Genomic DNA, 25,180 nt, shown 5'->3' with positions numbered 1-25,180 from the left:
GGCTAATTTATACGTCAAACGTACGCTGTTCGCCTGTTTGTTTTGCTTTGGATTGCTTGATTTTTTCCTGCAAATGGTGGTAGAACAAATCTTCGTCGATCGGCAGGTCGACCCAGCCGTCGGTCCAGGTGGAGAGCAACATCGCGTTGGACAGCATCAGCCCTTTGATGCCTTCCTCTCCCGGAGCGACAAGCGGTTCGCCGTGCAAAATCGCGTTTACCCAGTTCTGGGTAATCCCTTTGTGTCCGCTTTCCTTGCCCTCGATCGGAATGTCGCACTTCCAGCATTCCGGCTGCCCGAAGCCGCCGCGGTACGTCGCATTGAACTCCCGCTCGGATACGCGGAGCCGCCAGAAAGTGAGCTTGCCCTCTTCGATCACGATTTTGCCGCGGTCCCCCGAAAGCTCGAAGCGGTTCGTTCCAGGAGCTTCGCCCGTCGTCGTGACGAACAGGCCAGTGGCCCCGTTTTCGTATTCCACAAATGCGGTAACGTCGTCTTCGACTTCAATGTCGCGGTGCTTGCCGAAGTAGCAAAAAGCGCGCACCCGCTTCGGCATCATATCGATGGTCCACTGCCACAAATCGAGCTGATGCGGGTCCTGGTTGATCAATACCCCGCCGCCTTCTCCGGCCCAGGTCGCGCGCCAGCCGCCCGAATCGTAATAGCTTTGGGAGCGGTACCAATTCGTAATAATCCAGTTCGTTCTGCGAATCTCGCCGAGCTCGCCGGAGGAAACGAGATCCTTCAGCTTCGTATACAGCGGATTCGTTCTTTGGTTGTACATCATGCTGAATATTTTACCGGAAGACGCAGCCGCTTCATTCATCGCGCGAACTTGTTTCGTGTACACGCCTGCCGGTTTTTCGCAGAGCACGTGAAGCCCTTTTTGAAAAGCGCGGATAGCCACATCCGGGTGATCGAAGTGAGGAGTGGCGATCAACACCCCATCCATAGCGCCCGAAGACAAAAATTCGTCCAGGTTGTCGAACAGCCGAACACCGGCGCCGAGATTTTCCTTGGCCCACTCCAGGCGATCAGGTCTTGTCTCGCAAATAGCCGTAAGCTCAGCGCCCTTTACTTCCTTATTTGCCAAATACTTGGCATGTCCGGTTCCCATGTTGCCAAGACCGATGATGCCGATACGTACTTGTTCCATTCTTCTTTCACCTTCTCATCATAATGGTCACCTAATGAATACGTTATCAATGTAGCATATTTACAGCGGGGCATCTTGTCGCCGATTGACCACCTTATTGCATTCTTTGACAGACCTTGCGAAAGAGGGCAAAAAACAATCCGCACTCCCGAAGGAATGCGGACTGATTGTGCCGGATTACTTTTACTTGGCCCCGACCGGCTGGCGGTTCGAAGAAATGTGGCTCAGCGCCTCGCCAGCCTCATTCTCGAAAATATCGCGGACGGCGAGGTCGCCGATCGCCACGACTCCCACAAGCTCACCGTTCTCTACGACGGGCAGGCGGCGCACCTGCTCTTTCGCCATCAGCTTGGCGGCTTCATCGACGGTCGTGTTCGCATCGATCGTTGCGATACCGTTGGACATCACTTCCTCGACTGCCGCCGAACCCGATCTTTTCTCGGCATAGCCGCGGATAACGAGATCCCGGTCTGTCACAACGCCGATCAGCTTCTTCCCTTCGACAACAGGGATGAAGCCTATATCGTGCTGTTTCATTTTCGTTGCGATCTCAAATACGTTATCCTGCAAAGTAACGGTGACGCAATCTTTCGCCATCAGTTCTTTGATTGTTTTTGCCATAACCGTTATTCCTCCTTCGTAATGTGGACGCAAATCCGCCGCACGGGCGAGCCTGCTTCCATAATATCGTTTGTCGAAAGAGGAAAAACGATTCATTCCATATAATCCAAAGCCATCGACAGCAAAAGCTTCGCGGAAAATAGCATCGACCGTTCATCGATGTCGAATTTCGGATGATGGTGCGGATATACGATTCCGGACTCCGCATTCCCGGCGCCGACAAACATGTAACAGCCCGGCCTGTGCTGCAAATAATAGGAGAAGTCTTCCCCGGCCATAATAAGGGGGGATTCGTGAACCGCCGACTCGCCGTACAAGCCGGTTGCGACTTTGAAAAACCGCTCCGCCTCACGGCTGTCGTTAATGACGGGCGGGTAGCCCATTTTATATTCAAGCTCATACGAAGCTTGGTACATATCGCAAGTGGCGGCTACCGTACGCTCGAAACGGCTTTTCACATCGGCCCGCAGCTCGGCGTTAAACGTCCGCACCGTGCCCTTGAGAGTGCTCGTCTCGGCGATGATATTGAAGCTGCTGCCGCCTTGAAAAGAGCCTATCGTGACGACGCACGGTTCGACCGGGTCTACCTGCCTGCTGACGATCGATTGCAGATTGACGACCAGCTGCGCCCCTGCATGGATGCTGTCAACCGCCTGATGAGGCAAACCGCCGTGTCCGCCCTTGCCTTGAATGCGAAGGACGAATTCGTCCGGCGCAGCCATCATCGGGCCCGCTTTGGCGTACACCTGTCCGACCGGAAACGGGGTCCACAGGTGGACGCCGAATACGGCATCGACGCCTTCCAGCGCACCGTCTTCGATCATCGAGGCAGCCCCGCCCGGAGTCGTTTCTTCCGCATGCTGAAAAAGAAACACCAGATTGCCTTTAAGCTTCTCCCGATAGCGGCTCGCAGCCTTGGCGATCCCGAGCAGTGTCGAAGTATGCGCATCATGGCCGCAGGCATGCATTACACCGTCCACCTTGGAAGCGTACGAGCAGCTTTTTTCATCCTGGATCGGCAGGGCGTCCATATCGGCCCGCAGTGCCACGGTCGGCCCCTGTTGTCCGCCGCGGAGCAGACCGACTACGCCATTGCCGCCAACCTGCGTACGCACTTCGATTCCCCAGCTGTTCAAATGCTGGGCTACAAATTCGGCCGTACGATATTCTTGAAACGAAAGCTCGGGGTTTTGATGCAAATACCGTCTCCACCCTACCATTTCTTCATAACCTTCCTGTAACCCGGCCAACATTTCTTTCATATGGGAATCCTCCGCTCATCCTAAGGCATCTGTTTGTTAATTTATCCGTCTCTTTGTCCCTTATTCTATCAAATATAGCTCTGCGTTTCATCTGCAAACTGACAAGTTCGTTCAGATCAAGCCGGCCGCCCTGCACACTGTTCACTTGCAGAACTTTTGGAAACATACTATCATGAATAAAGAGTGCATACATACAATTTGGAGGCGTTAACCGTGATTATTGAAGCAACCGGCCTAAAAGGCTTGAAGAGCGATCTGGCTCATCTCGATGAAGTAACGGCCAAACTCGGATTTGTTCGTTGGCAGTGGGAATATACCCGCGCGACCTATGATCTTAAAATTGAAGATAAACCTGGAAACGCCGTTTATTTCCTGCGCGTGAACGCACGGGTGGAATCCGGCAAACTTGAATCCCCTTACGCGGTGCTGTATTTGGAAGATGCCTATGCAGGACGGGAAACGTTCCCTCACGGCCTGGATTACAATTCACCTATTCCGGACGCTGTGAATAAAGTGATCAAGCAAAAATTAGAGCAGTTGAAGCAGCTGTTGGCCGACTAAGCGGGGAGACCGTATGAATTCCCCGCGCAGAGGAACGCCGGACTTTCTGCTGCTTTTTTTAACGCTGGCTCTCGTCTGCTTCGGACTTGCCATGGTATTCAGCGCCAGTTCCGCAACAAGCGCTTTTAAATGGGGCGATCCGTGGGCCATTACGAAAAAACAGCTGCTCGCCGCAGCCTTGGGCGGCGGAGCCATGCTGATGTGCATGAACATCCACTATTCCAAATTCAAGAAGCTCGTCATTCCTGCATTTTTCATCGTTGTCGTAGCGCTGATTTTCGTTATTTTCACACCCAATGCCAACGGCGCCAGCAGTTGGTACAATATCGGCAATTACGGCATCCAGCCTACGGAGTTCGCCAAATTGACCGTCATTCTTTATTTGGCTACCCTGATCAGCAATAAGGAAGAGAAATTTCGCGATTTCAAAAGAGGGCTGCTTCCCGCCCTGCTCATTGTCGGATTCGTGAGCTTTCTCATTATGCGCCAGCCCGACCTGGGCTCCTGCATGATTCTTCTGGCTTGCTCGGCCATCGTCATCTTCGTAGGCGGGTCTAATCTCAAGCATGTTTTTGCGCTGGGGACAGGTCTCGTTGCGATCGCCGCGATGGTCATCGGCCTTTCCGTCATGAACAAATCGGCGGCTGCCGGCGGCGAAGGATATCGGATAAGCCGTCTGAAATCTTTTCTCGATCCTTGGGCGGATCATTCCGATACCGGGTATCAGGTGATTCAATCCTTATACGCCTTTGGCCACGGCGGGCTGGCAGGCGCAGGATTCGGTCAAGGCATCCAGAAGCTGCACTATTTGCCGGAAGCCCACAACGACTTTATTTTCGCTATTATCGGAGAAGAGCTTGGTTTCATCGGCAGCGCCATGTATATTCTCGTCTTCCTGCTGTTTATATGGAGAGGCATCCTCGTTGCCGTTCGCAGTCCGGATTTGTTTGGCATGCTGGCCGGAGTCGGCATTATGGGCATGTTCGCATTCCAGGCCGCTATCAACATAGGCGGGGTGACAAGCACGATTCCGCTGACCGGGGTGACGCTGCCCTTCATTTCTGCCGGCGGCTCCTCCCTGATCGTTTGTCTCATCAGCATGGGCATCCTGCTCAGCATATCGCGAGAACAAGCGCGCAAGCCCGATGCACCGGCAAAAAAAAGACCCTGACCGAAACTCGATTCGGTGGGGTCTTCCTTTTTTTATTTGACGCGATGAGGATCATCGATTTCTTTCTCTTCTTCTTTGAAGGCAACGCCTTCCACTTTTACATTCACTTCCACGACAGAAAGTCCCGTCATATTCTCAACCGCTTCTCTCACATTTTCCTGAAGATCCCGGCATACATCCTGAATGCGGGAGCCATAATTCACAATCACTCTGAGATCGATGGCGGCTTCTACTTGTCCGACCTCGACGGAAACGCCCTTTTGCACGTTTTTACCGCTCAAGCGTTTTGCCAATCCTTCCGAAATGCCCCCTGACATGCCTGCAATTCCTGGTGTTTCCAGAGCGGCAAGTCCTGCAATTGTCGATACTACGTCATCGGAAATACGAATTAAGCCAGTTTGGTTGTCTTCGGACATACGGATCACTCCCCTTGCTTGATATAAATCTATTGTAATAAGTTCAAAAGACGAAAGCAAGAACAGCACAACTCTGTAAAACTGAATTTACTTTGCATTCAAAAATCGGTATAGTAAAATAAGTTCAAATATAGATTTGTCATTTTTTCACAGTCGGAGGGTTCGTATTGAAAGGGAAACTGTTTTATGGCGGTCTCATCGCAACTTTCGCCTTAAGCGCGGCAGCCCACTTTTTGCATGTTAACCAAACCGTGCAATTTGTCATTTCCGCCATTGCGGTTATTTTTGTGGCCGGATTTTTGGGTAAAGCGACAGAGAGCGTAGCGCACTACGCCGGCGAAAGGATGGGCGGATTTTTAAACGCGACATTCGGCAATGCAGCCGAACTGATCATTGCCATCTTTTTGGTCAAAGACGGGCTGTTCGATGTCGTAAAAGCCAGTTTGACCGGCTCCATTATCGGCAATCTGCTGCTCGTGCTCGGGCTGAGCGTCTTTGCCGGGGGGCTTAAATTCAAAGAGCAGTCATTCAACGTGAAGCTCGCGTCGCACAACTCGTCCCTGATGCTGCTTGGGGTTATCGCCTTGTTCATTCCGGCGGTATTTGCCGGCAGCCTTACTACCAAAGAGACGTCTTCGATGAGCATGATCGTCGCTATTTTGCTGGTGGCCGCCTATCTGCTGTGGCTTCTGTTCTCCATGGTTACGCACAAGAACATACTGTCCGATGAAGCCGTCGAACATGGCGAGCCCGCCTGGTCGAAAAACACATCGATCGTCTTTCTGATTTTGGCGACCGCCATGGTGGCGTTTACAAGCGAATGGCTGGTCGGCACGCTCGAAGAGGTGACCCATAAGTTCGGATTATCCGAACTGTTTGTCGGCGCCTTCCTTATTGCCATTATCGGCAATGCGGCGGAGCACAGCGCTGCGGTAATGATGGCGTTGAAAAACAAAATGGGCGCAGCTGTTGAAATAGCGATCGGCAGCTCCCTGCAAATCGCTTTGTTCGTAGCTCCCGTCCTCGTGCTCGTCAGCTTCTTTATTGGCGGCACGCCTATGAACATCGTATTCTCCAATTACGAGCTTGCGGCGATTGCAGTAGCCGTCTTTATTACGAAGTCGATTTCGCAGGACGGCTCCACCAACTGGTATGAAGGGCTGCTGCTGCTCGTCGTCTACATCATCCTTGGTGTCGTCTTCTACCTTGTTTAGAACAAAAAAAGTAACCCTTTATCGGGTTACTTTTTGGCATTTAGCGCTTCATATAGCTGTGCAAGATTGCGTTCGAGCTTGCTGAGAATATCTTTGCCCGCAGCTTCGGAAATAAGTCCGGCCCGAATGGCAAAGTCCACTTCTCTGGACAGTCCGTACATCTGCGTATCCAGCACCTCTTCGTACAACGGGCATTGACGTGTCGTCAAATTTTCCATCTGTACTTCGATCAGCTTTTCGATTTTATTGGCATCTTCTTGCAGAAGACTGAGCGCTTTTTGATTCAAATTAACCAGTAGATCAGATGAAGACATCTCACTTCCCCCTCGTACGCAAAGTCATCCGTCCTTATATGATTATGATAAGCGATATCGCTTCAATATACAAGAGAAGGTACCCTCAGAGATTCTGAGAATACCTTCTTGCGCTCGCTTATTAGTCTTCAATAATGTTGACGCCCAGGTTATGTTTGGAGAAAACGTCAGCCATAGCCTTCTTCGCTTCATCCGCATCCGGACCGTGCACGTGGAGATCATAATTGCTGGAGCTAAGCAGAGTTGTAAACAATCCCAGAATGCTTTTCACATCGATATACTTATTATCGTACTGCAGAACGATAGACGATCTGAATTTGTTGGCGGTTTGGGAAATTTCAACGATAGCGGCATTATTTGCACTTGGCATGTTACATTCCTCCATTTTTCACTAAAAATCGGTCGCTTGCTTCCTCTATGATAACTTGGAAAGGCGTGAAAGCGCAACAAAAAATTTTCCTGCTTTATCCTTAACCGGCTTTACTTTCGATTCGATGTAAGCATTTTCTTGACCCAGTTTCCGGCGAGCATCAGCAATATGAAAACGACGACAAGCAGCATCAGTCTGCCTTTATATTTGCGGAAGTGAAACAGATCGTGGGCAATCATCGATTCCAAAAACACGATGGGCAATTTGCCCAGCAAAGTTCCGTAAAAGAACTGCGAGAACGGCATCCGCGTAAGCCCTGCGGCGAAATTGATCGCCGATGAAGGCACAACCGGAATCAGCCTTCCGATCAACACATAAAAAAAGCCCTGCTTCTCCATGCGCCGGCTGAACTGCATGGCTGCCGGAAAACGCTGCAAGCGCTTTTCCACCCACTCATGGCCGTAATACCTGGCGAAATAAAATGAAACCACCGCCCCGATACACGACATCACATAATTGACGACAAAGCCCCATTTGATTCCGAAAATGACGACATTCGCGCCGGCCACGAGCACAAAAGGAACAAAGGGAAAAAACGTTTGAACGAGTACAAGCAGCATGCCGAGCAGTTGGCCGTAGATGCCAAGCGATCTTAAGTGCTCGGAAAGCTCCTGCATGTTGCTGTGCAGCAATTTGCCTCCGGTATGCGTAAAAAAGAAAAAGTAGACCAGACCTGCGACCAATGCCAGTCCGATTCCGATTTGCAAAAGCCGTTTTCTCTTTAATATCGGCAAATTTCGACCACCCTCTCCTCAGTTCCAACTATTGTATCATGTTCGCACGGGATCAGAAAGCGGGAACCGGGATGACGGTTCGGCCTGTTCGCGAACACCGCTCCCTGCCATCCGAAGCCGTTATCGTCCTAATTGAAGTTTTCCCCAACAAAGCCAAACTATGACAAACGGATGTAGCAATTGAAAAAACACCCGTCCTATTCCAGGACAAGTGCTTCTGCCGCTAGCCTATCTGAATCTGGTTGCGTCCGTTATGTTTGGCCTGGTACAACGCCATATCCGCCCGGTAAAAGAGCGACTCGACGCTGATTTTGTCCTCTTCCCAGTTCCAATCCGATACGCCGCAGGATACGGTTACGCCCGGACTTGTTTCCTGCGAAACCCTGACGCGAATGCGTTCCGCAATGCGCACGGTCTGTTCCTTGGCCACTTGAGGCAAGTATACGGCCAACTCCTCGCCGCCCCATCTGGCGGCAATATCGCTGTCACGGATGCTGCTTTTGATAATATGGCTGACCTGGATCAAAATTTTATCTCCGACCTGGTGCCCGTATGTATCGTTGACTTTTTTGAAATTGTCGATATCGACAACGATCAGAGAGCCGCAAAAATCTTTCTTTTGCATCAAATTGGCCTGCTCGTCCAAATAATGGCGCACATACAGTCCGGTTAAATTGTCCGTGATCACCATCCGCCTCACTTCGGCGTGCAAAGAAGCGTTGCTCATCGCCAGTCCGATATGGCCGGAAAGCACCTGCAACAGCTTGTAATTTTCGTACGAGAAAAAGTTCGGCTTGCGGTGAACGACAAGAATGACGCCGACGACCTCCCCGTTTACGAGAATCGGCGAACCGATGAGAGACCGCGAGCGGCTCATCTCCATCAGCTTGGATTCCACTTTCGAATTCATCCAGTAATCGGAAATGATGACCGGCTCTTTCGTCGTGCAGATGAGGCCGGAAAAGCCTTGATCCAGCGAAAACGTTTCGTGGAAAATCGACGGCAGGTTGCTGGCCTGCACGACCAATTTTCCCGCTTCCTTGTCCGTCTGCAAAATACAGCTGTAATCGGCGTTAAATATCGTCAGCAGCTCGCTTGAAGCGAAGCTGAAAATTTCGCTCAGACGCAAGCTTTGGTTCAGCCGCTTCGTAATTTCATTAATTAACCGAAGTTCATTTATGAGCACGTTGGACTGCTCGTACAGCTTCGCATTCTCAAATGCGGAACCGGCCGTATCGGCCAGCACGGAAATAAACCGCAGGTCGGAGGAATGAATCAAGTCGTGCTCGGAGTGCAGGTGCAGCACGCCGTACACGCCCTGTTTGCCTGACAGCGGGACGGCAATATCGCCGCAGCTCGGCCCTTCGTCTCCGGAAACCGGCTCGAAAATGATGTGCCCTTCCATAAAAGCCTTGGTGTTGATATCGTCGTCCAGATTTTGAAAATTGAGCGGCTTCACCGGCAATCCCGTATTATGGCTGTCCTGGGAAAGCAGCAGATCCACTTCGATGTTGGGATACACGCTGTGCAGACTCGCGATGACTTCCGCTAAAACGGAGTCGACATCGATCTTGGCATGCAGTTTCTTGGAAGCTTCGAACAAAACTTGCTGCTTCTTCGATTCCCGTTCATTGTGCTGATTGTGGCGCTGCAGCAGCTCGTACTTGCGCCGCTCAATCAGCAACTGGGCGCTGCTTTTCAAAGATACGACGATCATATAAAGCAGCTGCACCAGATCCTGCGCCTCGCTCACAGCGGCGGAAAACAACCCGAGGTAGCCGAGCGGATGGCCCTGCTCATTCACAATCGGCAAGGAAACGCCGGCCACCGGTTGCAGAGCGCGGGATTCCATTTCTCCTCCGTTCATCCTGCACAGCGTCCGCAGCGCGGCGCTTCTGGCGAACGGGTTATCCCCCTGCTCGGCTACGGTCCACGACTTGGCGGAACGGATCCGGCCCATTTCCCCGGCCGTCTTGCCGGAGCAGGAATCGAGCGCGCCCAAAAGCGAATCCGTTAAAATCAACAGCGTCTCCGGAGGCAGCATCTCCGGCGCGTTCTGGCTTTTCCAGCCGGCAAAAGCCTGCTGCATGAACGGCATGTCTTGCGCCATATTTGAAGCATCATTGGAGAGAAGCAGCCCTTGACGAAGCAACTCTTCGAAGTGACCGGCAATCATATATTGACTCTGACTACGAAGTAGTTCACTCATAGGCTTCTCCTTTGACGACTGATTATGTCTTACTCTGCAGCGATATGTTTACTTCATTTATCATACTATGTTTCTATGTGTATTGCACGAGTTTTTCAATCGGCTTCGATAGCGTGCGGTAGAATTCAGCTTGACACTCGGTCATGTTTTTTATAAAATTAGAAGTCGAGTACAAACATGATTGCGGTGAATGCCATTTGTGATCACCCTCACTGATTTTGCTCCTGTCAAGACAGCGGCTGAACTATTCTTGCCAGGGAGTCCCCTTATTTTACGACTCGTAAGCAAAACCAGGCACGTGTCTTCACCCGGACATCTAAGACGCATCTACTAACTATATGTGAAAAGAAGGAGTTTTTCCTAACATGGCACGTTATACAGGCCCTAAATTTAAATTAAGCCGCCGCCTTGGCATTTCCCTGAGCGGTACAGGCAAAGAATTGAAACGCCCTTTCCCTCCGGGCCAACACGGTCCAGGACAACGTAAAAAGCTGAGCGGCTACGGCGTTCAACTTCAAGAGAAACAAAAACTTCGCCATATGTACGGCTTGAACGAAAAACAATTCCGCAACCTGTTCGACAAAGCTTCCAAGCTGCAAGGTATCGCGGGTGAAAACTTCATGATCCTGCTGGAAAGCCGTCTGGACAACCTGGTATATCGCCTTGGCCTGTCCAACTCCCGCGCGGGCGCTCGTCAATTGGTCGCTCACGGACACGTAACTGTGAACGGCAAAAAAGTAGATATTCCTTCTTACATCGTATCTACTGGCGACGTAATCGGCCTTCGCGAAAGAAGCAGAAACCTTTCCGCAGTGAAAGAAGCTCTTGCTAACCGCAACTACCTGCCTACTTATCTCGAATTCAGCGAGAACGCTATGGAAGGCAAGTACATCCGTTTGCCTGAGCGCTCCGAGCTTCCGCAAGAAATTGACGAGAAACAAATCGTCGAGTTCTACAGCCGTTAATAAACAACCCCTTAGGGACTTCCCTAAGGGGTTTCTTTGTTCATTGTGGGGCCGAAGCCTCTCAAGGACGCAAAGACGGCGGGGCCGTTCATGAACGGGTTGAGGCGCGTGAAACCTGCGAAAACACCCGAAAATGCAGGCTTTTACGCCGGGAAGAGCCATATTGGCAAAAAAGCCTGCGATTGTGCAGGCTGCCCGAGAAAGTCGCGCGCGCAGCTCCCAGCACGCTATGTACGCTGCATGACGGCGGTCGGTCAACGCGACACTTTGTTTGGGCTAGAGGAACCAGTAGGGTCCTCTGCCGCTTTTTCCCAACGTGTGCCCCTCCCGGGGCTGGCGCCGTGGAACTGCACAACTGGCAGGAGACAGCTTGGTTGGGGAAAAACCTGCGAAAGTACAGGTTTTTCCTCCGGAATTGGCTTGTTTTAGCGAAAAACCTGCAAAAGTGCAGGAATTTTCGCTGAAAATGAATCTGAGTCCATGTTCGCGACGAAAAGCCTGCACTTTTACAGGAATTGTTCGTAGCCAGCGATCAAGGCTGCAAATTCCTGTATTTTTGCAGGTTTTCTTCGTGCAGCCAGCCGGATGGGGGCTATAGCCTTTGACGCGAGGCTGGGCTCAGCCACCTTATGGACGAGATTCCTGCATAATCGCAGGCTGTTGAAAACATCGCGGCGCAAATTCACGCACTTTCGGCTTTTGCAGGATTTCCGCGCGTCGGCTAGTGCCGGCGGTCTCCCTCCCAGCGCGCGGCGTTGCACTACATGACGGCGGTCGGTCGACCGCCTGCCATGAACGCCGTCGATCATTGCCGGCACAATCAGCCTGTGAACTGAGCCAAATAGTAGTTCTTTTTCCCGCGGCGAATAATAATGTACGAGCCGCCGAGCTTGCCAAGCTCGCTCGCCTTGGCTTCCAGCTGTGTGACCCGGACGCCGTTAACCGTCACCGCACCGCTTTCGATATCCTGACGTGCCTGACGCTTCGACGGCGCAGCCTGCACCGCTACGAGCAGGTCGATCAGACCGATGTCTTCCTGATCCAGCGTCGTGGACGGCACGTCCTTGAACGCCTCTTCGATTTCCGCCCGCGACAGCTCCTGAATGTTGCCGCTGAACAGCGCAGCCGTAATGTTCAAGGAACTTTGCAGCGCCTCTTCCCCGTGTACCAGCTTCGTCACTTCGCTTGCCAGCACTTTTTGGGCCTCGCGTTTTTCCGGCTGCTGCTTCACGGCTTCTTCCAAACGGCCGATTTCCTCATGACTAATGAAAGTAAAATACTTCAGAAAACGCACGACGTCATTATCGTCGGTATTCACCCAGAACTGATAGAATTGGTAAGGTGACGTTTTGGCCGCATCGAGCCAGACGGCTCCGCCTTCCGTTTTGCCGAATTTTTGCCCGTCGCTTTTCGTAACCAGCGGCAAAGTCAGGCCGAAAGCGCGGTGATCGGTCGTTTTTCCGATAAGCTCCAGCCCTGCCGTAATGTTGCCCCATTGATCGCTGCCGCCGATTTGCAAAGAACAATTTTTCGTCTGGGCCAGCTTCAGGAAATCGTACGACTGCAAAATCATATAGCTGAATTCCGTAAAAGAAATCCCTTTGCTGATCCGGGAATCGACCGAATCTTTGGCCAGCATGTAATTGACCGTAAAATTTTTGCCGATGTCGCGAAGAAATTCAATCACATTCAGCGAACCAAGCCAATCGTAGTTGTTCACCAGCTCCGCGCTGTTGTCCAGCCCCTCCGAAAAATCCAAAAACCGCGAAAGCTGCGACTTGATGCTCTGCGACCATGCTTGTACCACTTCAGGACCGTTAAGCGTTCTTTCGTTCGCTTTGCCGCTCGGATCGCCGATCAATCCGGTGCCGCCGCCGACAAGCGCCAGCGGAATATGTCCCGCCTGCTGAAAGCGCCGCAAGGTCAAAATCGGAAGCAAGCTCCCGATATGCAGGCTGTCGGCCGTCGGATCGAAACCGCAGTACAAAACTACGCGCTCGGAGGAAAGCTTTTTATCTAAACCCTCCCGGTCCGTAACTTGCTGAAGCAATCCGCGAAACTCCAAATCCTGTAAAATATTCACTGCCATTCCTCTCCTTTGTCAAAATAAAAAAGCCTCGCCGTCCACAAAGGGACGAGAAGACTTCAACTCGCGGTACCACCCTGATTAAAACGGCTGATGCGTACTACTGCGTTAACCTGTACTAGCCATTTTCACTCACAGCCGATAACGGGGCTTCTCCGGCAAAAGCTACTTCCGGCGCACTCGCCGCAGGTTCCCTTTTGCTGCTCCTGACCGTAATTCGCTAGCGTGCAGGTACCGATTCGCACCATCCATCGGCTCTCTGAAAGCATCCGCAAGCTGACTACTGCTGATCCATCTACGCATGTTGAATGTCGTATTCAACCCAATTTATAACACAAGCCTGCTGCGGTTGTCAAACCTCTCTGCCTCATTCATTTTACATCATTACCGAATAAGGCGCGATTATGGTATACTAGTAGCGTTCATGTTAGGAGGAAACTGGAACTTATGAGTAAATTTTTCACCAAACATCCCAGGTTAAGAACTACACTGAAAGTATGTTGGATAACTTTGAAGTGGACGATCATCACCGCCTTCCTGGCCGGATTATTGGGCGGATTTGCCGCATTCGGCTATGTCAGCGCGCTGGTCAAAAAAGATCCGGTACGCAGCGCGGATACGATCCGCCAGCAAATACAGGACAATGCCGTCACTGGCTTCGCCTACTTCAATGATGACGCGGTCATCGGGCAGCTGCGGACGGAGGAAGACAGGCGGCTCGCCACGCTTAACGACATTCCCCAAGTCGTGCTGGATGCGGTTCTAGCCATCGAGGATAAAGATTTTTACAATCATCGGGGCATCGATTTCCGCGGACTGTACCGCGCGGTTACCCAGAAGCTGCTGAATGAAGACGTACAGACGGGCGGCAGCACGATCACCCAACAGCTTGCCCGGCGCGTATTTTTGACGCTCGACCGGGACGACGGGCGCAAAGCCAGAGAGATTTTGCTGGCGCTGCGATTGGAACGCCTGATGTCGAAAGACGAAATTTTGCTCGCCTATTTAAATAAAATTCCTTACGGAAACGGCTATACCGGCTATAATCTGTACGGCATCAAAGCGGCGGCCAAAGGCTTGTTCAACATTGACGACCTCAACAAGCTGAACGTTGCCCAAGCGGCTTATCTGGCGGGACTGCCCCAGCTTCCTTCCCAGTACTCCGCTTATACGAGCAAGCCTGAATTCGATCCGGACGGATTCAAACGGGCTGTAACCCGTCAGCAATTAGTGCTCAAGCGAATGCTCGAGGAGCAAAAAATTACGAACGCTCAGTACCAGCAAGCGCTTAATTTCGATCTCAAATCAACGATGCCGCAGCCGTCGCAAAAAGCGTACACGACATACCCTTATTTGATGATCGAAACCGAAAGAGAAGCTACCGAAATTTTGCTCAAGCTGCAAAAGCCCGACCTCGATCCCAAAAAAGATCAGGCCGCCTATAACGAAGCTTTCAAAGGCATGCAAGCGCAGCTGCTGCGCGGCGGCTACCAGATTTACACGACGATCGACAAGACCATCTACGATTCCATGCACGAAATTTCCGGCAACGACAAAAATTTCGCGCCGAAGGACAAAAGAGGCACGGAACAAGTTGGCGCCATCATGCTCGATAGCAAGACGGGCGCCATCAAAGGGATGATTGAAGGCCGCGACTTTTTCCAGGAGCAGCTGAATCATGCCACACAGGCGTTCCGGCAGCCCGGCTCCACCATGAAGCCGATCGCCGCATACATACCCGCCCTGGAGAGTGGTGCAATTCAACCGGCCAGCGTTATCGACGACGTGCCGATTATTCTCAAGGATGGCGTGAAAGGCTTCCATCTTCCGGAGAACTGGGATCACAAGTTCCACGGTTTGATGACGGCCCGGAGAGCCTTGAACCAATCGTACAACATTCCCGCCATCGATCTGTTCCTGAATAAGGTCGGCATCGACGAAGCCTGGGATTTTGCCAAAAAATTAGGCATTACTTCGCTGCAAAAAGAAGACTATTATGCGCAGACAGGCGTTATCGGCGGTTTAAGCCGCGGTACCTCGGTCAAAGAATTAACCGGCGCCTACGCTTCGGTTCCAAACAAAGGCGTATTTAATGAAACGTATATGATACGCGCAATCAAGGATTCCAACGGAAATACAATTTATGAACATAAGTCCGAGCCCGTAACCGCCTATTCCGAGCAGACGGCCTACCTGATTACCGATATGATGAAAACGGTCATTTCCCAAGGTACGGCGACGGATCTGATGAAAAAATATAAATCGTACGGCAAAATCGAGATTTCCGGTAAAACCGGCTCGACGCAGGACGACGCCGACGCCTGGTTCATGGGCTTCACGCCGGACATTACGGTTGGCGTATGGATCGGCTACGATCAGCCGGTTAACAAATTGTCGGCGAAAACATTGCAGACCTACCATGCCAAAGATATTTGGGCGCTTATCATGAATAGTGCGATTGAGAAAAAACCGGAGCTCTTCCCGACCAAAACGTTCGAGAAGCCGAAAGGCATCGTCTCAGCAACTGTTTCCGACCTTTCCGGCAAGCTGCCTAGCGATCTGACCAGCAAAACCGGGCATCTGGTCACCGATATTTTCAATCAGAAATATGTGCCGTCAGAAACCGACGATGTTATGGTCAACGCGAGAATCAGCACTTACGACGGGCTTAACTACATTGCCCAGGAAAATACGCCGGCTGATTTCGTACAGGAAAAAACCGTAATCAAACGGCAAAAATCGATCAGCCAGCTGTTAAGAGAAGTTCAGGCCGCCATGAACAAGCTTCCTGAAAAAAGCAGGAAATCGATCGATAACTACAAGCCTGTCGATTACGATTCCGACGCGCCTTCCGAAGTCGACCCGCGCGTCGACGACGGCAAAGAACCGACCGCGCCGACCTCGGTTGTCGCCACCAAGTCCGGAGATACGTCTGTCATAACGTTCCAGGCCAGCCCTAATCCCGACCTTGTCGGTTATCGCATCTACCGTTCCGACAACCACGGCAAATTCCAGCTGCTCAGCGGAAAAGTCGTTATGGCAGGCGACGAGACGAAATTTGTAGACCAGGTTCCGGCCTCGGCTTTAATGGGCTATTACATCACCGCAGTCGATGTGGCCGGCAAGGAATCGCCGCCAAGCCGATCCGCCTACACGGATGGAAGCTCGCTGGATACGCTGTTCGTCCCTCCGACGGACGGCACCCAAATCCCCGGAAACCCCGGCGGCGAAACCGGCGGCGAGGGCAAGAACGGCGCTTCCCCTTCGCCGGGAGCGACAAGCGAGCCGGAAAGCTCGCCTAACGGCGGACAACAGGGCGGCAGCGCGAAAGACGTACCTTCCGCGCCGACAGGCTTGAAGGCCAAAGAGGACGCCAACGGCATCGTCATATCGTGGAAAGCCAACGCCGCCAAAGACAAAGTGAAGCAGTATATCGTCTACTACAGCGACAAAGAAAAAGGAACCTACACCAAGCTCGGTTCCGTGAAAGATGCTACCGAGTTTCACTACTTCGCCTCGTCGTACAACGGCTACTACAAAGTAGCCGCCGTCAACGAGGCGGGCGAATCCAAAGCGTCGGCTGCGATCGCTTATAACAATTAAAATGAAGAAAGACCCGGGAAAACCGGGTCTTTCTTCATTTTCAAGCGGGCCGGCACGGGTCGCCGTGCTGCACGGAGGGCTAGCCGGGATGGGACGTTTGCCCGTATGGCACAGGCACGGGCCGTTAGGTTGCTCGGAGAGCTGCCGAGATGCGAGCTGACCCGCTAGCCCTTGCCGAGACGCTTGCTCTCTAACACAACAGCACGGCCGACAGGCTGCTCAGAGGCTGCCGAGATGTGGGCCGGCTGGTACCCCTTCGCAGAGTGTCTGGCGCATCCACTGCAGTTGCGCGCAGAAAGCCTGCAAATGTGCATCTTTTTGCTCCTTGTTACCCGTGCCGCGGGACTATTCCTGCAAATGTGCAGTTTTTTCGGCTGAAATTTGGGCTCAGCCCCATTTGGCCTGGAAAAGCCTGCACATTTGCAGGCTTTTCCTCCAAACGGCCCGATCCGGCCGAAAAAGCCTGCACTTTCGCAGGCTTTCCAGCGGTAGCCGGGCTGCTGACCGTGTCGAGACGCTTGCTCGTCTCGTCCCACTAGCAGTTGCGCGCAGAAAGCCTGCAAATGTGCATCTTTTTGCTCCTTGTTACCCGTGCCGCGGGACTATTCCTGCAAATGTGCAGTTTTTTCGGCTGAAATTTGGGCTCAGCCCCATTTGGCCTGGAAAAGCCTGCACATTTGCAGGCTTTTCCTCCAAACGGCCCGATCCGGCCGAAAAAGCCTGCACTTTCGCAGGCTTTCCAGCGGTAGCCGGGCTGCTGACCGTGTCGAGACGCTTGCTCGTCTCGTCCCACTAGCAGTTGCGCGCAGAAAGCCTGCAAATGTGCATCTTTTTGCTCCTTGTTACCCGTGCCGCGGGACTATTCCTGCAAATGTGCAGTTTTTTCGGCTGAAATTTGGGCTCAGCCCCATTTGGCCTGGAAAAGCCTGCACATTTGCAGGCTTTTCCTCCAAACGGCCCGATCCGGCCGAAAAAGCCTGCACTTTCGCAGGCTTTCCAGCGGTAGCCGGGCTGCTGACCGTGTCGAGACGCTTGCTCGTCTCGTCCCACTAGCAGTTGCGCGCAGAAAGCCTGCAAATGTGCATCTTTTTGCTCCTTGTTACCCGTGCCGCGGGACTATTCCTGCAAATGTGCAGTTTTTTCGGCTGAAATTTGGGCTCAGCCCCATTTGGCCTAGAAAAGCCTGCACAATTGCAGGCTTTTCCTCCAAACGGCCCGATCCGGCCGAAAAAGCCTGCACTTTCGCAGGCTTTCCAGCGGTAGCCGGGCTGCTGACCGTGTCGAGACGCTTGCTCGTCTCGTCCCACTAGCAGTTGCGCGCAGAAAGCCTGCAAATGTGCATCTTTTTGCTCCTTGTTACCCGTGCCGCGGGACTATTCCTGCAAATGTGCAGTTTTTTCGGCTGAAATTTGGGCTCAGCCCCATTTGGCCTGGAAAAGCCTGCACATTTGCAGGCTTTTCCTCCAAACGGCCCGATCCGGCCGAAAAAGCCTGCACTTTCGCAGGCTTTCCAGCGGTAGCCGGGCTGCTGACCGTGTCGAGACGCTTGCTCGTCTCGTCCCACTAGCAGTTGCGCGCAGAAAGCCTGCAAATGTGCATCTTTTTGCTCCTTGTTACCCGTGCCGCGGGACTATTCCTGCAAATGTGCAGTTTTTTCGGCTGAAATTTGGGCTCAGCCCCATTTGGCCTAGAAAAGCCTGCACAATTGCAGGCTTTTCCTCCAAACGGCCCGATCCGGCCGAAAAAGCCTGCACTTTCGCAGGCTTTCCAGCGGTAGCCTGCTGCTTCACACACATGGCTGCGCTCCCAACGACGCAGCCGATCCAATCAAAAAGCCCCTGTTCCACCGCTCGCTGCGGTGGAACAGGGGCTTTTCGCGATGATCAAGCTGAACCAACTAATCTTCGATTGTAGACAAATCGCCTGTCGGCAAGTTCAGCTCCCAAGCTTTTAACACGCGGCGCATAATTTTTCCGCTGCGGGTCTTCGGCAGCTTATCTTTAAATTCGATTTCACGGGGAGCCGCATGTGCGGACAGTCCTTCTTTTACGAATTTCGAAATGTCCGCTTTCAGCTCGTCGGATGGCGAGTAGCCTTCGCGCAGCGCGATGAACGCTTTAATGATTTCGCCGCGCATCGGGTCCGGCTTGCCGATTACGCCCGCTTCCGCTACCGCCGGATGCTCGACGAGCTTGCTTTCCACCTCGAATGGCCCTACGCGCTCGCCCGACGTGTTGATGACGTCATCGACGCGGCCCTGGAACCAGAAATAGCCGTCCTCGTCCCGGTAAGCGGAATCGCCGGAAATATACCAGCCGGCAATGCGGAAATATTCTTCGTATTTGGCCGGATTGTTCCAAATTTTGCGCATCATCGACGGCCAAGGCGTCTTGATGGCCAGATTGCCCATGCGATACGGCGGAAGCTCATTGCCCGCGTCATCCAGGATGGCAGCCTGAACGCCGGGGATGGGACGCCCCATCGATCCCGGTTTGATCGCCATGCTCGGATAGTTGCAAATGAGATGGCCGCCGGTCTCCGTCATCCACCATGTATCATGGATGCGCTGTCCGTATACTTTAAGTCCCCAGCGAACGACTTCCGGATTCAGCGGCTCGCCGACACTGAGAACATGGCGCAGCGACGACAGATCGAACTGCCCCACAACTTCGTCTCCCGCCCCCATCAGCATCCGGAAAGCGGTCGGAGCGCTGTACCATACGGTTACGCCGTACTTTTGAATCGTGTTGTACCAATCCTGCGGGCTGAACCGGCCGCCGCGGATCACATTGGTAGCCCCGTTCAACCATGGCGCGAAAATCCCGTAAGAAGTGCCGGTAACCCAGCCCGGGTCGGCCGTGCACCAGTACACGTCGTCTTCCTTCAAGTCAAGCACGATTTTACCTGTATAATAGTGCTGAATCATCGCGTTGTGAACATGAAACACGCCTTTCGGCTTTCCGGTAGATCCCGATGTATAATGAATGATGAGTCCGTCCTCGCGGTCGACCCATTCGATATCCAGCTCCATGGATGCGGTCGCCATTTGCGCGTAATAATCGACTTGGCCTTCGCCAAGCTCAATGTTCTCGCCGACAAGAATGACGTGCTTCAAATGAGGAAGCTGGCTCACCGGTACGCGAGACAACAAAGCCGGCGTCGTGACGATCGCCACTGCCGCGCTGTCTTCCAGCCGGTCCCTCACGGCGGTTTCCATAAAAGCCTCGAATAAAGGTCCGACAACCGCGCCTACTTTAATCGTGCCCAGCAAAGCGTAGTAAAGCTCGGGAGTCCGGGGCATGAAGATGAAAACCCGCTCACCCTTACCCACGCCCAAGCCGCGAAGCACGTTGCCGAACTGGTTTGATTTCGCTTTCATTTGCCCGAACGTAATCGCTTCTTCCCTTTGAGCGTCGCTGTAATACAAAGCGATTTTATCTTTCCTGGATGAATCCGCATGACGGTCGATCGCTTCGTAGGCCAAGTTCAGCTTTCCGGTTTCATGCCAAGAGAAGCTCTGCTCGATTTCCTTCCAGTCGAAAGCCTCATATGTCTGCTCGTAGCTGTTCATGTTGGGGTTCGTAGACACCGGTTCAATGAGTTCCGCTTTCATTTGCTCCATGATAAATAAAACCCTCCTCGCGCATCTTAAAACGCTTTCATTTAAATGAAATTTTCGCGCAAAATGTGATCAATTTTTGACTTATTCTATTATAACACAATGAAATTTTTTCGCCTACGCCAAATTGTTTGCGTTGCTGCTCTTTTATTCGGCCGGAAAGTCTGCTATAAGTTAACTATAACGACCTTCATCCGAAGAGAAATTTCACCATCATGCCGTTTTTTAAAAGGAGAGCCGAAGTTATGCAGCATATCAAACGGTATCACTCGCACAGCTTTCGCAACGCTCCGGATCAGCCCGAAATCGTCGTCGAAGGTCCCGTTTCACCGGGAAGCTTGCAGGAACTTGCGATGCATCCGAAGCTGGATGCGTTCCGCAGGCCGAAGGAACAACTTGAAGCGTTGATCGAAATCGCTCAATTGCCCGAAGGGCGGATTGTCCTCGCCCGGGACGGAACGACGATCGTCGGGTATGTGACCTTTCATTATCCGGATGAAATCGAGCGCTGGTCGGAAGGAAACATGCAAGATCTCATTGAGCTTGGCGCAATAGAAGTCGCGGACGATTACCGGTCTATGGGACTGGGTAAAAAACTGATCCGGCTAGCTTTTGAGGATGGCCAGCTTGAAAACGTCATATGCTTTACGACCGAATATTACTGGCATTGGGACCTCGAAAACAGCGGCCTGAGCGTTTGGGAGTATCGCCAAATGATGGAAAAATTGATGAAAAGTGTGGACATGATCTGGTTCGCCACCGACGATCCCGAAATTTGCTCGCATCCCGCCAACTGCCTTATGGTGCGCATCGGAAAGCAGGTTCCGCTTTCGTCCGTCGAGCAGTTTGACCGCATTCGCTTTCATCAGCGGTTCATGTATTAAATTTTGGACGCAAGCATGTGCCCAGGGGAGTAAACGATATGAAAAAGAACGACAAACGCCCCGTCTTTATTTATGATGACGGTGAGACCAAGTATAAATTCAACGATGAGCATCCTTTCAATCAAAATCGGCTGGTCATGACCGTAGACCTGCTGCGCAAGGCAGGCGCGCTCCCGGACAGCGCGCTGAAAGCTCCGCGGGCGGCAGCGGACGACGAGCTGCTGCGGGTTCACGCTCCCGCTTACATCGAAGCCGTGAAAGCGCTTAGCTTGCCCGTGCCGGAGGAGCGTTGGGTCCGTGAAGCGGAACGCTTCGGACTCGACACCGACGACACGCCTTATTTTGCCGGGATGCACGACGTCACGGCAACGGTCGTAGGCGGCTCCATCGCCGCAGCGGAGCTGGTGATGTCCGGCGCGGCCCCGCACGCCCTGCACCTGGGCGGCGGGCTGCATCATGCGCTGCGCAGCAAGGGCGCCGGCTTCTGCGTCTACAACGACGCATCCGCGGCGATTGCGCATGTGAAAGAGACGTACGGCGCGAAGGTGCTGTACGTCGATACCGACGTGCATCATGGGGATGGCGTTCAGTGGGGCTTTTACGCCGATCCGCAAGTATGCACGCTTTCCATTCACGAGACGGGGAAATTTTTGTTCCCCGGCACGGGAGCCGTGGGCGAGCGCGGCGAGGGCGACGCGTTCGGCACGTCGCTGAACGTCCCGGTGGAGCCCTACACCGAGGACGAGTCGTGGCTGGAATGCTTCGGCGAAGTGCTGACCGAAGCCGTCGCCCGCTTCCGGCCGGACGTGATCGTCTCCCAGCATGGGTGCGACGCCCATGCTTTCGACCCGCTTGCGCATGTGCACTGCTCCATGCGCGTGTACAAAGCCATGCCCGAGCTGATCCACTCCCTTGCGCACCGTTGGTGCGAAGGGCGGTGGATTGCGCTCGGGGGCGGCGGGTACGACATCTGGCGCGTCGTACCGCGGGCCTGGAGCCTGCTCTGGCTCGAAATGAGCGAGCAGGCGCTGGCCGGGCAGCTGGATGCGGAGCCCCAGCTGCGGCTGCCCCAGGCGTGGCTCGACGCCTGGCAGGGCAAAAGCCCGGTCCAGCTGCCGCAGACGTGGCTGGACCCGGTGCAGGAGTGGCCGCCGATTCCGCGGCGCCGGGAGATTACCGAGCGCAACAGGCAGACGAAGGAGCTTGCCATGATGTACCTGAAATAGCGCATAGCCGCCTTGCAAGGAGTCCTATCTTTTCATTCACCGCCGGTCTAACCGTTTGCTCTAAGCCCCCCACCCGGGGACACGAAGCCAATTGACTTTTGTTGTGCCAATGCGGAAGGGAGCGCTGCAAGTCGGGCTTGGACCCTGTTTTTCATCGCAAATCGAGCGCCCCACGCAAAAAGACGCCTCATCCCCACTTGTTATCGTGGTTATGGAGGCGCCTTTTTTCATGTCCGGCCACTTGCTCTTGCCGTTATTACAGGTGTTTGACGATGTCTTCCACCATTTTGTGCGAGTTCTCGGATGCTTGGATCGTGAATTCGGCAAAGTTCACATGGGCGGAACCGTCGGCCTTGTCCGACATGGAGCGGATGACGACGTACGGAATGCCGTTCATCGAGCATACTTGCGCGACGGCCGCTCCCTCCATCTCCGTGCAGGTCCCTCCAAGCTCCCGATGGAGCTGTGCGACCAGTTCCCGGCTCGCGACGAATTGATCGCCGGATAACACTTTTCCGAGCTTCACTCTGCCTGGAAACAGCCGCTCTCCCGAAGCGACGGCAAGTTCGACCAGCTTCGCGTCCGCTTCAAACAGCGATTTGGCTTCGTAAGGAATGACGCCTCTCGGGAAGCCTAACGCCGTCACATCCATATCGTGCTGCATGCACTCGCTGGAGATGACCAGGTCCCCGATGTTTAATTCAGGGTCCAGCGCTCCGGCGACGCCGGTAAAGATGACCGCTTCGACTCCAAAATGGTCGATAAGGATTTGAGTCGTTACCGCTGCGTTTACTTTGCCGACGCCCGAACGGCAGACGACAACCTGTTTCCCGAAATATTCGCCTTCGCGGAATGTAATGCCGGCTTTGACGGTTTCGCCGACATGCTCCATAGAGCCAAGCAGCAGTTCGATCTCTTCGTTCATGGCGCCGATCAGCGCGATTTTATTCCATGTCATGATCCGTTTTCCCCATCTCTGACCAAAATAGAAAGATGGCTCATTAGGAATGAGCCACCGATTGACGGTAAATAATTTCGTGCGGCAAAATGACCTGCATATTGTCCGTGGACTCTTTGTTCATCAGCTTTGTCAACAGACGCATCGATACGGCGCCGATGTCGTACATCGGCTGAGCCACTGTCGTCAACGTCGGTCTGACCATGGAAGCCATGCGGATGTTGTCTACGCTGATGACCGCGATGTCCTGCGGCACCTTGAGTCCCGAATCTTGAATCGTATGAATGGCCCCGATCGCCATTTCGTCCGTCGCGGAGAAAATAGCGGTCGGTCGCGGCGAAAGCTCCAGAAAATATTTAACCGCTTCGATACCGGACTCGTAACGGTAATTGCCGATCCTGACGAATTCGTCGCGAACTTCAATGCCCGCCGCTTCGAGAGCTTTTTTGTACCCCTGATAACGGGCGAAACCGTTAGCCGGGTCCTGCAGCGTTCCGGAAATCATCGCGATATCGCGATGCCCTTCCGCAATCAGCACGTTCACAGCGTCAAAAGCGGCCTTCTCGTGATCGATATCCACGGACGGCATCGTATGGTTCTCGTCTTTCGTACCACACAACACAACTGGGACTGAAGACGTACGGAACGCCTGGATATGGTCCTCCGTGACTACGCCGCCCATGAATAGCAGTCCGTCAACCTGCTTCTCCAGCAGCGTATTGATGACGCGAATTTCTTTTTCCTTCTTTTTATCAGCATTACACAAAATAATGTTGTAATGGTACATATTAGCAATATCTTCGATTCCGCGGGCAACTTCAGCAAAAATCGAGTTGGAAATATCGGGAATGACGACGCCGACAGTCGTCGTTTTTTTGCTCGCGAGACCTCTCGCAACAGCATTCGGGCGGTACCCGAGCCGTTCGATCGCTTCAAATACTTTTTTTCGTGTTTGAGGTTTTACGTTCGGATTGTTGTTCACGACCCTGGAAACGGTCGCCATGGAAACTCCTGCTTCGCGTGCTACATCATAAATGGTTACGGTCACGTTTACTCTCTCCATATTCAAAAGTATTCTGCGATCCTAGCATGTTACAGTTATGATACGACAAATTCATGCATCTTGCAACGCATATTGAAAATGGATTGAAAATTTTTTGAAAATAATTTCATTTCATTTGCAAAAGCCAACCTCGCGGGAGATTGGCTGCGTGTTTTTATGTCGATATCGTACTTTGCGTAATTTGCGCCAGACGCTTGCGGACTTCTTCCGTCCAAGGCATATCTCCGAGCGATTGCGCCAGCAGCAAAATGTCAAGAAGTTCATTGATCCGTTCTTCGACAATTTTTTCCATCGAATCATTCATATGCTCTTTTTCCGTTACTTTAAGCAGCAAATAAGCGACTTCGGAAATTTCTTGAAAAAAGAACTGCTGCTTGTCAGGCTTGCTTCCCAATTTTCCGATCAGTCCTGTAAGCTCTGGTTTGACATGGGGAACTACCTCGCTGCGGCCGCATGCTTCGCAAGAGTAAATAGGCACATTTTCAATGTCAACTTTGTTTTGGTAGATCACCGTCCGCAGACGTAAATTCATCGAACGTCCGCATTTGCAATACTTTTGCATCCTTAGCACTCCTTCATAACAGGCGGCATGTACGTTACTTGCTCTTGTACTATGGTATTCTACTTCTTCTCGTAATTTCCTTCCGAAAAATAAGTAGTAGTTTTTGCCACCTCTGGAAGCGGGATG

General features: G+C 52.7%; 21 protein-coding genes and 1 other annotated feature. Of the genes, 8 read left to right on the top strand and 13 right to left on the bottom strand.

All coding sequences use genetic code 11. The features are described from left to right. Nucleotides 1-7 precede the first annotated feature (7 nt). The 3 genes from AC0LWT_RS30005 to AC0LWT_RS29995 form a co-directional block, all read right to left on the bottom strand. Nucleotides 8-1,156: a Gfo/Idh/MocA family protein gene (locus AC0LWT_RS30005; protein ID WP_474684954.1), complete on the bottom strand. Its 1,149-nt coding sequence runs from the start codon at nucleotides 1,154-1,156 to the stop codon at nucleotides 8-10. Nucleotides 1,157-1,339: 183 nt separating this feature from the next. Then, on the bottom strand, nucleotides 1,340-1,777 hold the full coding sequence (locus AC0LWT_RS30000) for a CBS domain-containing protein (RefSeq protein WP_474684953.1): 438 nt from the start codon (nucleotides 1,775-1,777) through the stop codon (nucleotides 1,340-1,342). A 92-nt stretch (nucleotides 1,778-1,869) separates the two neighbouring features. Continuing rightward, nucleotides 1,870-3,039, bottom strand: a complete 1,170-nt coding sequence (locus AC0LWT_RS29995; RefSeq protein WP_474684952.1) for a M20 family metallopeptidase — start codon at nucleotides 3,037-3,039, stop codon at nucleotides 1,870-1,872. Between the two features lie 213 nt (nucleotides 3,040-3,252). Between AC0LWT_RS29995 and AC0LWT_RS29990 the strand changes: the two genes are divergently transcribed. Continuing rightward, on the top strand, nucleotides 3,253-3,600 hold the full coding sequence (locus tag AC0LWT_RS29990; RefSeq protein WP_474684951.1) for a YugN family protein: 348 nt from the start codon (nucleotides 3,253-3,255) through the stop codon (nucleotides 3,598-3,600). A gap of 13 nt (nucleotides 3,601-3,613) precedes the next feature. Beyond that, the gene (gene ftsW, locus AC0LWT_RS29985) at nucleotides 3,614-4,771 is read left to right on the top strand and encodes a putative lipid II flippase FtsW (protein WP_474684950.1); all 1,158 of its coding nucleotides are present in this window, start codon (nucleotides 3,614-3,616) and stop codon (nucleotides 4,769-4,771) included. 32 nt (nucleotides 4,772-4,803) lie between these two features. Here the strand turns inward: ftsW and AC0LWT_RS29980 are convergent, their stop codons facing one another. Then, on the bottom strand, nucleotides 4,804-5,187 hold the full coding sequence (locus AC0LWT_RS29980; RefSeq protein WP_474684949.1) for an Asp23/Gls24 family envelope stress response protein: 384 nt from the start codon (nucleotides 5,185-5,187) through the stop codon (nucleotides 4,804-4,806). Nucleotides 5,188-5,354: 167 nt separating this feature from the next. Here AC0LWT_RS29980 and cax point away from each other — a divergent pair, with 167 nt between their 5' ends. After that, nucleotides 5,355-6,401 (top strand): calcium/proton exchanger, encoded by a 1,047-nt coding sequence (cax, locus tag AC0LWT_RS29975; protein ID WP_474684948.1) that lies wholly within the window; start codon nucleotides 5,355-5,357, stop codon nucleotides 6,399-6,401. A gap of 26 nt (nucleotides 6,402-6,427) precedes the next feature. On the opposite strand, the gene AC0LWT_RS29970 is transcribed toward cax, so the two are convergent. From AC0LWT_RS29970 to AC0LWT_RS29955, 4 genes are all read right to left on the bottom strand, one after another. After that, the gene (locus AC0LWT_RS29970) at nucleotides 6,428-6,715 is read right to left on the bottom strand and encodes an Fpa/YlaN family protein (RefSeq protein WP_474684947.1); all 288 of its coding nucleotides are present in this window, start codon (nucleotides 6,713-6,715) and stop codon (nucleotides 6,428-6,430) included. A gap of 121 nt (nucleotides 6,716-6,836) precedes the next feature. Next, on the bottom strand, nucleotides 6,837-7,085 hold the full coding sequence (locus AC0LWT_RS29965) for an HPr family phosphocarrier protein (RefSeq protein ID WP_474684946.1): 249 nt from the start codon (nucleotides 7,083-7,085) through the stop codon (nucleotides 6,837-6,839). A gap of 110 nt (nucleotides 7,086-7,195) precedes the next feature. Then, nucleotides 7,196-7,879 (bottom strand): TVP38/TMEM64 family protein, encoded by a 684-nt coding sequence (locus AC0LWT_RS29960; protein ID WP_474684945.1) that lies wholly within the window; start codon nucleotides 7,877-7,879, stop codon nucleotides 7,196-7,198. Between the two features lie 223 nt (nucleotides 7,880-8,102). Then, nucleotides 8,103-10,088, bottom strand: a complete 1,986-nt coding sequence (locus tag AC0LWT_RS29955; RefSeq protein WP_474684944.1) for a sensor domain-containing diguanylate cyclase — start codon at nucleotides 10,086-10,088, stop codon at nucleotides 8,103-8,105. 365 nt (nucleotides 10,089-10,453) lie between these two features. On the opposite strand from AC0LWT_RS29955, the gene rpsD reads away from it, so the two are divergent. Together rpsD and AC0LWT_RS29945 are read left to right on the top strand one after the other, a co-directional pair. Continuing rightward, nucleotides 10,454-11,053 carry a 30S ribosomal protein S4 gene (rpsD, locus tag AC0LWT_RS29950; RefSeq protein WP_474684943.1) on the top strand — a complete coding sequence of 200 codons (600 nt, stop codon included), beginning with the start codon at nucleotides 10,454-10,456 and terminating at the stop codon, nucleotides 11,051-11,053. Between the two features lie 370 nt (nucleotides 11,054-11,423). Next, nucleotides 11,424-11,651, top strand: coding sequence for a hypothetical protein (locus AC0LWT_RS29945; RefSeq protein ID WP_474684942.1), 228 nt, complete (start codon nucleotides 11,424-11,426; stop codon nucleotides 11,649-11,651). Between the two features lie 222 nt (nucleotides 11,652-11,873). On the opposite strand, the gene tyrS is transcribed toward AC0LWT_RS29945, so the two are convergent. After that, complete coding sequence (tyrS, locus tag AC0LWT_RS29940) at nucleotides 11,874-13,136, bottom strand: tyrosine--tRNA ligase (RefSeq protein WP_474684941.1); 1,263 nt, start codon at nucleotides 13,134-13,136, stop codon at nucleotides 11,874-11,876. Between the two features lie 44 nt (nucleotides 13,137-13,180). Continuing rightward, nucleotides 13,181-13,446: a binding site (T-box leader), on the bottom strand. Nucleotides 13,447-13,586: 140 nt separating this feature from the next. Between tyrS and AC0LWT_RS29935 the strand changes: the two genes are divergently transcribed. Continuing rightward, nucleotides 13,587-16,742 (top strand): transglycosylase domain-containing protein, encoded by a 3,156-nt coding sequence (locus AC0LWT_RS29935; RefSeq protein ID WP_474684940.1) that lies wholly within the window; start codon nucleotides 13,587-13,589, stop codon nucleotides 16,740-16,742. Between the two features lie 1,897 nt (nucleotides 16,743-18,639). Here the strand turns inward: AC0LWT_RS29935 and acsA are convergent. Beyond that, complete coding sequence (gene acsA / locus AC0LWT_RS29930; protein WP_474684939.1) at nucleotides 18,640-20,364, bottom strand: acetate--CoA ligase; 1,725 nt, start codon at nucleotides 20,362-20,364, stop codon at nucleotides 18,640-18,642. A 242-nt stretch (nucleotides 20,365-20,606) separates the two neighbouring features. Between acsA and AC0LWT_RS29925 the strand changes: the two genes are divergently transcribed. Further along, a complete protein-coding gene (locus AC0LWT_RS29925; RefSeq protein ID WP_474684938.1) occupies nucleotides 20,607-21,245 on the top strand; it encodes a GNAT family N-acetyltransferase in 639 nt (212 codons plus the stop codon). Between the two features lie 38 nt (nucleotides 21,246-21,283). Next, on the top strand, nucleotides 21,284-22,471 hold the full coding sequence (locus tag AC0LWT_RS29920; RefSeq protein WP_474684982.1) for an acetoin utilization protein AcuC: 1,188 nt from the start codon (nucleotides 21,284-21,286) through the stop codon (nucleotides 22,469-22,471). A gap of 256 nt (nucleotides 22,472-22,727) precedes the next feature. On the opposite strand, the gene AC0LWT_RS29915 is transcribed toward AC0LWT_RS29920, so the two are convergent. The 3 genes from AC0LWT_RS29915 to AC0LWT_RS29905 form a co-directional block, all read right to left on the bottom strand. Beyond that, entirely contained in the window at nucleotides 22,728-23,429 is a 702-nt protein-coding gene (locus tag AC0LWT_RS29915) for a 5'-methylthioadenosine/adenosylhomocysteine nucleosidase (RefSeq protein WP_474684937.1), read from the bottom strand. A 43-nt stretch (nucleotides 23,430-23,472) separates the two neighbouring features. Then, nucleotides 23,473-24,477, bottom strand: a complete 1,005-nt coding sequence (gene ccpA, locus AC0LWT_RS29910) for a catabolite control protein A (protein WP_474684936.1) — start codon at nucleotides 24,475-24,477, stop codon at nucleotides 23,473-23,475. A gap of 169 nt (nucleotides 24,478-24,646) precedes the next feature. After that, a complete protein-coding gene (locus tag AC0LWT_RS29905; protein WP_474684935.1) occupies nucleotides 24,647-25,054 on the bottom strand; it encodes a hypothetical protein in 408 nt (135 codons plus the stop codon). Nucleotides 25,055-25,180 lie beyond the last annotated feature (126 nt).

The sequence above is a fragment of the Paenibacillus sp. sgz302164 genome (assembly GCF_056120505.1).
This window is presented reverse-complemented; position numbering and strand designations above follow the sequence as displayed.